This window comes from Mycobacterium sp., assembly GCF_035640695.1.
Taxonomy (GTDB): domain Bacteria; phylum Actinomycetota; class Actinomycetes; order Mycobacteriales; family Mycobacteriaceae; genus Mycobacterium.
This window is the reverse complement of sequence record NZ_DASQVQ010000099.1, coordinates 1-2,763: the sequence shown is the minus strand read 5'-3', so window position 1 is coordinate 2,763 and position 2,763 is coordinate 1. Positions and strand designations below refer to the sequence as shown.

The 2,763-nt window shown below is 64.7% G+C and carries 5 protein-coding genes; 2 read left to right on the top strand and 3 right to left on the bottom strand.

Annotated elements, in window-relative coordinates; all coding sequences use genetic code 11:
* Nucleotides 1-636, top strand: a 636-nt coding sequence (locus tag VE759_RS11835; protein ID WP_324932166.1) for an SDR family oxidoreductase, incomplete at its 5' end; no start/stop codon positions are given.
* A gap of 173 nt (nt 637-809) precedes the next feature.
* A complete protein-coding gene (locus tag VE759_RS11830; RefSeq protein ID WP_324932162.1) occupies nt 810-1,148 on the top strand; it encodes a hypothetical protein in 339 nt (112 codons plus the stop codon).
* Between the two features lie 39 nt (nt 1,149-1,187).
* Here the strand turns inward: VE759_RS11830 and VE759_RS11825 are convergent, their stop codons facing one another.
* From VE759_RS11825 to VE759_RS11815, 3 genes are all read right to left on the bottom strand, one after another.
* A complete protein-coding gene (locus VE759_RS11825; RefSeq protein ID WP_324932159.1) occupies nt 1,188-1,715 on the bottom strand; it encodes a hypothetical protein in 528 nt (175 codons plus the stop codon).
* A 24-nt stretch (nt 1,716-1,739) separates the two neighbouring features.
* Nucleotides 1,740-2,450 carry a GAF and ANTAR domain-containing protein gene (locus tag VE759_RS11820; RefSeq protein WP_324932156.1) on the bottom strand — a complete coding sequence of 237 codons (711 nt, stop codon included), beginning with the start codon at nt 2,448-2,450 and terminating at the stop codon, nt 1,740-1,742.
* Nucleotides 2,451-2,567: 117 nt separating this feature from the next.
* Nucleotides 2,568-2,763 (bottom strand): DUF1990 family protein (locus VE759_RS11815; protein WP_324932153.1); only part of this gene is annotated, 196 nt, incomplete at its 5' end.

Sequence of the window (2,763 nt, the reverse complement as noted above, 5' to 3'; positions counted from 1 at the left end):
GGTGCGCGCCGTACCGAGCGTCTGGATCAGATCGCCGACGACATCCGCGCTCGTGGCGGATCGGCTGTCACAAGCGCCACCGACGTGGCCCGGCCGCAGGACCTCCAGCGACTCGTCGCCGAGGCGGTGGAGCAGTTCGGGCGGTTGGATGTGCTCGTGAGCAATGCCGGCATCAGCAAGATTGGACCGATGTCGAATCTCGACATCGATGGCTGGTCGGCCATGATCGATGTCAACCTTCGCGGGGTTCTGAACGGCGTCGCGGCCGCCCTGCCGGTATTTCAGCGGCAAGCTCAGGGCCACTTTGTGACAATTGTGTCAACTGCGGGCTTGAAGATCGTGCCGGGCATGGGGGTGTACGCCGCAAGCAAGAACGCCGTCCGCACAGTGATGGAGGCATTGCGCCAGGAGTCGACCGACGGCGTCGTGCGGACGACGTCGATATCGCCGGGCGTCGTGCGCACCGAACTGGACAGCTCCATCGACGATGCGGCCTTGCGTCAGCAGATCCGCGCCGACATGAATGACTTCGGTATCCCTCCGGAGGCGGTGGCTGGTGCGGTCGCGTTCGCCATCGAACAGCCAGCCGACGTCGAGATCGGTGACATCACCATCCGGCCGACGGCGCAGGGATAGCCCGACGGGCGTGGTCTTCGTTCGTTCCGATCAGCACTCGGGCGGAGGCGGCGTGCCGAGTTTGCGGCCCGGGTCAGCCAGCGGGATAGCCACGATTGAGGCCCGCGGCATTGACATCAGGGGGATGCTTGGAGTAGAGGGCTGGAGGCTTCCAGCCTCCCCGGAGGACCGTGATGTCGCTGAAGCCGGCGTACTTCGCAGCGGGGTGGATTGCTGCACAAGCCGCGGCGGCGATCTCCCTGGCGCCGGTCGTCGCCGCCGATCCGGTCTGGCCGATAGCCGGCGCCGAGTCGGCCAGCGCCACCATTGCCGACCTGCGGGCTCAGGGCTACGACGTCCAAATCAACTGGGTCAACGGGAAAACCACCACGCCGCTGTGGCTTTGTCGCGTCACTTGGATTAACAATCCTGACCGCTCGCCGGGCAGCGAAGCGACCTTCACGACCGTCTACGTCGACGTCGTATGCCCGCACGACGATCGCGGTGGCATTTTCGGCTTCGGCATCGGCTAATCCGACTAATTCGCACATCCGGCCCGAAGTTGAGCCGAGTCACCGCCGCGCGGACCCGGTCAGGGGCTGACCGCCGGCGGCTTGGAGCAAACAGATGACGGTGCTGGGCGCTGGATTTGCAGAGGTTCGATCTTGATTAGAGTCGATGAGGTACGTCATCGCGAATCGGCTGTCGTCGACGGATCGCCCGGTGTACGGAGGAAATCCCGCAGCACACTCGCGATTGGCCGTGTCGTCGATGGCGGCATTGACCGCCACCGGCGCGCGCAAATAGACCTCCGCCTGGTGTGCAGTCCCGCAGTCGACAACGGTGACGGTCACCGCGCCGAGATCGGTAGGCGGAATGTCCGCCACGCAATCACCGACTTCAAGGTCAACCCACTTCTGCGTCCGAGAGCCTTGCACAGTGGGTGGCGCAGCGGCCGCGGTCGTGGTTGAAGCGGCTGTCATTCTCGATGTTTGACTCGTCGGCGGCTTGCCCGAGTTGAGGTGGTTCGCGCCACACGCCACCAGCAGTGCTACAGCAGTCAACAAAGCCCACAACACTTGACGACTTCGGATTTGCATTTGGGCAGCAGCACGCCGAGGAATCTACGATGTCGACGGATTCGCCTGCCGTACAAGGTCCGCCGCGATCTGCGTCACCGCCGTGTTGGAGTCCTGCGAGAGCTTGCGCAACATGTCGAACGCCTGCACCGCGTCTACACCGTAACGCTCCATGATCATGCCCTTGGCCTGTCCGATGATGTCTCGGCTGGCCAGCGCCTTCCTGAATTGCTGGTCCCGACGCGCCGCATTCCACGCCACTGAGGTATGGGCCGCGAAAATCAGCCCGATGGTCTTCGATTCCTCCCCGAACGCGCCCGGCTCATCGGCGTAGACATTCAGGGCGCCCATCGTCTGGTCGGCGATGAACAGCTGGAAAGCCATGATCGACCGGATCGGAGTCTCGGCCAGCGCATCTCGCCGATAGGCCGGCCATCGCGCGTCGTGCTCCAGATCCGAGACTTCGATCGTCTTTTCGTCCCACGCCGACGTCAGGCACGGGCCTTCCCCGTACCGCTGCTGGATCTTGTCAAGCAGCATCGGATACCGATGAGTCGCGGCCGGTGTGTCGATGTGCTTGTGGTCCCTGGTGATCGTGATGCCCGCGTACTGCGCTCCCGGTATCTCGACGGCGGCGTGTTCGGCCAATTCGGCGATGACAGTGTCGGCGTCCGGCTCGGCCCGCGCGTGCAACTCGCGAACGATGTCCGCGATGCGGTGGTGCGTCAAGTGCGCCTCGTCCGGGCCAGCGGCCATGCGACACATCCCTTCGTGATCGCCAGACTGGCTCAACGCTACGCGGCGCGCGCCGAGGCCGCCTCTTTTTGGCACCGTCGACAATTTCTTGGCCGCCGTTCCACCTCGGCGACCGAGCTACACCGCGGACAGGTAGCGCTTCGTCACCAGCCGCTGGAGCAGCGACGTGACAGGCCCGGCGGCCTTGCTCCACCACGTCGCGTGCCGCGAGAACGCCTTCACCTCGGCGTACACCGCACCGGTCGAAGGGTCGTAGCGCGCCGAAAACAGCTCCTCGCCCGACTCCGGATGTCCCTTCAGCGTCCCGTAGGCG

What these genes read in the sequence shown, in the direction of transcription:
- VE759_RS11830 (WP_324932162.1), top strand. Translation starts at nt 810, where the DNA reads ATGTCGCTGAAGCCGGCGTACTTCGCAGCGGGGTGGATTGCTGCACAA.
- VE759_RS11825 (WP_324932159.1), bottom strand. Translation starts at nt 1,715, where the DNA reads ATGCAAATCCGAAGTCGTCAAGTGTTGTGGGCTTTGTTGACTGCTGTA.
- VE759_RS11820 (WP_324932156.1), bottom strand. Translation starts at nt 2,450, where the DNA reads ATGGCCGCTGGCCCGGACGAGGCGCACTTGACGCACCACCGCATCGCG.